Annotated in this window: 7 protein-coding genes; 1 reads left to right on the top strand and 6 read right to left on the bottom strand. The window is 36.9% G+C overall.

The features are described 5' to 3' along the window. Positions 1–1,046: 1,046 nt before the first annotated feature. Positions 1,047–1,463 (bottom strand): HEAT repeat domain-containing protein, encoded by a 417-nt coding sequence (locus AC25Y6_RS04920; protein WP_482101002.1) that lies wholly within the window; start codon positions 1,461–1,463, stop codon positions 1,047–1,049. 228 nt (positions 1,464–1,691) lie between these two features. Continuing rightward, positions 1,692–1,895, bottom strand: a complete 204-nt coding sequence (locus AC25Y6_RS04915; protein WP_488142217.1) for a hypothetical protein — start codon at positions 1,893–1,895, stop codon at positions 1,692–1,694. Positions 1,896–2,276: 381 nt separating this feature from the next. Between AC25Y6_RS04915 and glnA the strand changes: the two genes are divergently transcribed. Continuing rightward, a complete protein-coding gene (gene glnA / locus AC25Y6_RS04910; protein WP_488142216.1) occupies positions 2,277–3,611 on the top strand; it encodes a type I glutamate--ammonia ligase in 1,335 nt (444 codons plus the stop codon). A gap of 534 nt (positions 3,612–4,145) precedes the next feature. On the opposite strand, the gene AC25Y6_RS04905 is transcribed toward glnA, so the two are convergent. The 4 genes from AC25Y6_RS04905 to AC25Y6_RS04890 form a co-directional block, all read right to left on the bottom strand. Next, positions 4,146–4,397, bottom strand: a complete 252-nt coding sequence (locus AC25Y6_RS04905) for a hypothetical protein (protein ID WP_488142215.1) — start codon at positions 4,395–4,397, stop codon at positions 4,146–4,148. Between the two features lie 90 nt (positions 4,398–4,487). Beyond that, positions 4,488–5,126 (bottom strand): O-methyltransferase, encoded by a 639-nt coding sequence (locus AC25Y6_RS04900; protein ID WP_488142214.1) that lies wholly within the window; start codon positions 5,124–5,126, stop codon positions 4,488–4,490. 99 nt (positions 5,127–5,225) lie between these two features. Beyond that, positions 5,226–5,693 (bottom strand): GNAT family N-acetyltransferase, encoded by a 468-nt coding sequence (locus AC25Y6_RS04895; protein ID WP_488142213.1) that lies wholly within the window; start codon positions 5,691–5,693, stop codon positions 5,226–5,228. Between the two features lie 352 nt (positions 5,694–6,045). Continuing rightward, a complete protein-coding gene (locus AC25Y6_RS04890; protein WP_488142220.1) occupies positions 6,046–6,387 on the bottom strand; it encodes a zinc ribbon domain-containing protein YjdM in 342 nt (113 codons plus the stop codon). Positions 6,388–6,492 lie beyond the last annotated feature (105 nt).

Here is a 6,492-nt window from a genome sequence, read left to right as displayed (position 1 = left end):
GGTGGTGTGAGAGGTCGGGAGTTAATCACTCCCTCCTACTCGATTAACTAAGCCCCCTTCTGCCCAGTTTACCATCAACAGGGTAATCCCCATTAACCAGTTTTATATTCGATAATTCATGTTGTGGTGAGCTACTTTTTTCAATTTCACTCATTAATTCCGGCTTGGCGATTATCCTGATTTCTGTAAAAAATTATTCTTATGGGAATCCTACACTGGATTTCCTTTTATATTTCGACCTCATTTTAATAGTTTGTGTATTCTAGTTTGAATGAAGGGGTTAAAGTTTAGATTAAAAAACCATGCTCACCGTTAAAAATGATACAATCGCATGTAAAAAGATCAGTAAAGAAAGCCGTTATTCCTGGTTGAGGTAAGGGTGAAGCAACTGCGATGAAGAATCCTGCAAAGTTTATCGCGAAGAAAGTAACCGGATCACTTTTAGCCAAACCTAAGAAGAATAGGTTTTTCTCTATATTTAAGTGATGATTTATCTGCTATATCCCGGTTCAACATTTCACGATAACTCATTGAGTTCATTTTTTTCTTGTTGGTGGGTACATTTAAAAAACTATTTAGCAATAATTGTGGGTTTAACTTAGGAAGTATAGGGGTTGAAGTGGAAAGATATAGACTTCGAAAACAAAAAACTGACCGTGGATAGAACGAGAGATAGATTTGGTACGAGGGCGTCAAAAATAAAAAAATCGCAGAACTATTGTTATCAGCGATTTCTAGTTAACATTGAAACTATATCGAAAATGTTAGTTGAAAATTAAGTTATTCAGAGGAGAAAGTGTGTCTAAAAATGATTATTTATTGATAGCCTCAACAGCTACCCTTGCTGAAGTTTTAATAATGCATTTGATACTATCTTAATTCGAAATCCTGCTACGTTAATTGCAATGCACTTAGGAAATACACTGTATGGTCATGTATTTGAAGAAGATAAAAAATTCTGTAGTAACATTCGATGATGCGATAAATTATTAAAATACGGTTGATTGAAGGATTTTTGGGGGATGTCCCCCAAAAATCCCTTCAATCTATTTCCCCTTTGTCGTCTCCCAGGTGTTTTGGAGCCATTCATCAAACTCTGCACCCTTATCCCCTTCATACGTGTCATACAAATCAAGTCTCATGTTCTTCAACTTTTCTTTGTACTCTTCGTACGTATGGCCTGCCGGCAAACTTTTCTTAATTCTGAAGAAGACTTTATTAGCATCTTTAATTAACTCAAATTTATTTCTTGGCGGTAGCTGCACATCTTCGCCAAACTTCACAAGATTACGGTAAGCCGCTTCTACCACTTTATAGACGGCATCGTTGTTCATTCTATGCAGCAGTACATCGATAGTCCTTTTATGTTTCCACTGTCCCAATTCTTCGATAGCATCTAAACGGACTCTCCAATTCGACGTCCTGTTTACTGCCTTCCTTAATTCATCATAGTTTGGAGGCATTTCGTTTTTTATACCATTATTCAAGTAATCCAATCTCCTTCTGTTTCAATATCCTGTTTATGCAAGGGGATATCGTATGATAACCCTTCAATATGTATTGTACCATTATCTGTTGAAACACATACCCTTTTTATACATTCATGTTTAGAGTTTTAGCCCATGGTACGTAATTGTAGTATTGTATTGAAAAAACGCAAACCAAGGTAGCCGATGGTTTGCGTTTTATTTTTAAGAACCCATTTTTCTGCGTGCGCTACTAACTTTTTTCGTTTGTTGGCTTTGCATTTTTTTTGCAGTTTGTATTGAATTACCTTTTTTATTGTTATCGGCGTTTTGATTCTTCTTTGCTTCTAATTGTTTTTGCATCGCTTCTTTTAAGCTAATTTTTTTCTTTGGTGCATCTTGCTCGTTTGTTTCATGATTTTCAGTCATAAGAAATCCCCCTTTATATCGAATGATGGTATTTTTACTTCTTTCTATTATACCCGAAACTCCACTACTACTGGAAGTTTTAATTAATATAATTGATAACTCGCAAAGCTTGTATAAGACGAAGTATTGAATATATATATTAAATTGAGCGTAGGCGCATTAGCACTGCCTCGCGCAAGTCGATCCTTTATTTTAATAATAGAGAGCAAACAAAAAAACGCTTGGGTAAATATGATTTTGAATAATAGCTCATTTAACGTTGGCCTTTTTCATGGAATGATGTCACTGAAAAAATTTCTTGTTAATGGAAACTTTTTGCTATATTATAGAAAAATGTTATGGAGTAATCCGTAATTAACGATACTTAAGGAGAGTGGCATGATGAGGAATTATACAAAAGAAGATATTCGCAAATTTGTAGGAGAAGAAAATGTGAATTTCGTTCGACTTCAGTTCACCGACATTTTAGGAATGATCAAAAATGTGGAAATTCCCATCAGCCAGCTCGAAAAAGCACTAGATAATAAGATGATGTTCGACGGCTCTTCAATCGAAGGATTTGTACGAATCGAGGAATCGGATATGTACCTCATACCGGATCTTAACACGTGGATGGTATTCCCTTGGCCTTCAGGTAAAGGCAGAGTTGCACGGTTGATCTGTGATATCTCTCTTGCTAGCGGTTCTCCGTTTACAGGTGATCCTCGTGGCAATTTAAAACGTGTATTAAAAGAGATGAAAGAGCTCGGATTCACAGATTTCAACCTCGGACCTGAACCAGAATTTTTCTTATTCAAGCTTGATGAGAACATGCAACCAACAATGGAACTAAACGATAACGGCGGTTATTTCGACCTTGCCCCAATGGACCTTGGAGAAAACTGTCGACGCGACATCGTTTTGGAGCTAGAGGAAATGGGTTTCGAAATTGAAGCATCCCACCATGAGTGTGCACCAGGACAACACGAAATCGACTTCAAATATGCGGATGTACTAACCGCTTGCGACAATATCCAAACATTCAAACTCGTAGTCAAAACGATTGCACGAAAGCATGGTTTACACGCAACCTTCATGCCAAAACCTCTATTCGGCGTCAGCGGATCGGGTATGCATTGCAATGTTTCCCTATTTAAAGATGGTAAAAATGCTTTTATTGACGAAAATGGTGAATTACAATTGAGCACAATAGCATATCAGTTCATGGCTGGGGTTCTTGAGCATGCTCCTGGTTTTACAGCAGTGACAAATCCGACAGTTAACTCCTACAAACGACTTGTACCTGGCTACGAAGCACCATGCTACATCGCCTGGTCCGCTCAAAACCGCAGTCCGCTTATCCGAATCCCTGCTTCCCGGGGCATAAGCACTCGAATCGAAGTCCGTTCCGTTGACTCGGCAGCAAATCCATATCTTGCAATGGCGACTATTTTAAAATCTGGCTTAGACGGCATCAAACGTAAACTTGAGACACCGAAGCCCGTTGATCGTAATATTTATGAAATGCAATATTCCGAGCTTCAAGAATTAGGAATCGGTACCTTACCAACTGACCTTGATCACGCACTCATCGCACTTGGTAAAGATGAAATTATCCAAGAAGCTCTTGGCAAGCATATTTTCACAAACTTTATGGCAGAGAAGAAATTGGAATGGGAAAGTTACCGAATTACTGTGCATCCTTGGGAAGTTGAACGTTATATGAAGATATACTGATAAATTCAAGTTGGTATGTAACCTTTGCTATACAATAGCTCAATTTAGATTGATGAATAAAATTCCCTTAACAAGATAACAGACTTTTGAGCCCTTGATAACTCAGGTAGTAGTTAACAAGGGCTTTGTCTAGTTTTGGGCTGGAGGAAATTCCCCAGTAGCTTTGACTCGGGTTACTCCATTCATAACGGACAATGTTTCTTGGTTACTAAACAAAACTTTTATGATTAAGCCAAGAACACCCGTGACTTCAGTCGTGGGAGGTTCATTTAGGTGTTCATTACCCTAGTGATGTAATTGCAGGCTATTTTGCGGGTGTTTTTTGGCTGATTGGTGCAATTTGGTGTTTTCTGTTCATTCGAAGAAAGGTTCCTGAGAAAACACATACAAAATAGCTGTATGATTAAGCTTTCTATTAGCCGCCGTCTAAAGAAAAGCCAAGTTCTGAGTGATTTCAGAACTTGGCTACTTTTAGTTTATAACTTTACATACATACACCATCGAAACACTTTTTGCATTGAGCTCATTTTTATCTCAATCACCGAATACTTGAATGATCTCAAATCCATTATTCTTAAGTACTCTTTCCATTTCAAGTGGAAATGTATAGCGCAAGGAAATACCATCTTGCTCTTTAGCGATTAAAGTGTCTCTCTGATGAATTTGCCGATTAGTATAACAATGCAATATTTGTGCCATAGAATCATATTCATCACGCTGGGATTCAATGAACCGATTTCCATATTTATCAATATACTTTTGCTCGTACCCATCAACAGCTCCCAACTCGTGGAATATCGGATTTCTCTTCTCAAAAATAAAGATTCCATCCTCAATCAGATGCTTTCGAACAGATTAGAATAAGGCATTCTCCAATTACTTCTTTACTTTTGAAAGCGTCAGCCCATCACCGATTGGAACAAGAAGCGATTCTAATTGAGGATGGTTGGCTACGGTTTCATTAAACTTCTTCATTATTTCGGTATAGCGTTTAGGTTTTGCACTTTGGTCCACTACACTACCACCAGCAAGCACATTATCCATCACGATTAAAGCACCTGAATCTGCAAGCTGAATGCAATATTCCAAGTAATTTTCATAGTTTTCTTTATCTGCATCAATAAAGAAAAAATCAAATCGCTGATGATTGTCGACTAGTTTCTCCAGGTTTTGCAAAGCAGCGCCTGTCATATAGGAGACTTGGTCGCCAAAGCCAGCTTTAGCTAGATTACTGGAGGCCAAATTTGCATAATCCTTTTCCAATTCAAGGGAGGTTAGTTTCCCTTCACTTCCAAATCCTCTAGCAAGGCAAATTCCGCTATAGCCGCCAAGTGCACCAATTTCAAGTATATTCTTAGCACCTGAAATAGAGATTAGCATCGTTAGCAGCTTGCCAGAAGAAGGGGATACCGATATGGCAGGCATACCGTTTTCTTCAATAGAAGAAATCACATCCTGCAAAAGAGCATCTTGCTTCGTAAAAACCGTATCGATATAACTGTTAACTTGTTTCATCCTCTTCAATTCCTTTCTCATTATGATCTACCGACTATTTCATTAATTTTTCCTTCGTCTCAATTAGTTGCTTTGCTAATCGAAAAATTAATTCTTTTCTTACAAGTGGTAACTCATCACAATAAGTTCTCCGCTCCTCCCCATCTCTCGTACGCCTTCATCAATATAGCCACATTTTTTATACAAAGCCTGGGCTTTCTCATTTTTAACATTTACAGCTAGTACAATCTCATCAATATCTTTAAAATTACTTTTAACAAACTCTGGTAAAAGCATTAAAGCATTCTTACCATAACCTTTACCTTGTTGATGAAAATCCGTTGAAAAACTTCTAATTAATATTGCATTGTCATTCGGTGAAAAAGGCTTGACCCCTTCACCTTTATGTAGGCTAAAGAACGTTACCAGTTGCTCGTTTTTTACTGCTAAAATCGAATAGCGATTCTGCTCTGTATTCGATAGATCAATGGCATCATTGGGTGTCCCAGTAAATCGTAGCTGTTCGTCGGTTAATGTATAGTTTTCTATGAGTTCAGTAAACGCATGATTATAAAATTGAAGTTTCATGTATTCTACACCTTTCTATAAACGAACATACAATCTTTTCAGTTAGATCATATGTGCTATAAACAAAATAACCAATTACTTAAAAGAGTTAAACTTCATTATATCAGCATTTTCACGGTCAAACTCAAGTTATTTCATAATTCTCCTTAGATTCACAAAGTTATCATATACCAGCATATGAAAGTGTAACATTCCTCGTATAATACCCTATTAAGTACCAAAAAAAGAGACTCTCAAGTATATGGAGTCTCTCCTTTGCAGTACTTCGTGACATAACGAATACGTGAATTAATGGGTGTTGTTTTCTGAACTTACTTATGAAAGAAATTGAAGCCCTTGCATGAATAGCTTTCTATAATTTTTTAACAAATTCAGTTTTAAGTTTCATAGCTCCGATTCCATCAATTTTACAATCAATATCATGATCCTCATCTACCAAACGTATATCTTTTACCTTGGTTCCTTTTTTAACGACTAATGAACTTCCTTTTACTTTAAGATCTTTAATCACTGTCACAGAATCACCATCGGATAAAACATTTCCATTGCTGTCTTTATAAATCTTTTCAGGCTCACTACTTTCGGATTCTGATTCAAAAGACCATTCATGAGCACATTCTGGACAAATAAGAAGTGTCCCATCTTCATAAGTGTATTCTGAATTACATTTTGGGCAATTTGGTAGGTTTACCATTATTTCATTTCCTCCATTCATTATAGGCATTTCAACCAGACATATATTGCTAGCAATTTACTCTCAACAATTTTAAAAATATATAGGGGTGCCTTATATGCTTAT

It is taken from the genome of Sporosarcina sp. Y1004 (genome assembly GCF_057669665.1).
Note: the sequence above shows the minus strand (reverse complement) of the source record. Positions and strands in the feature narration are given on the sequence as shown.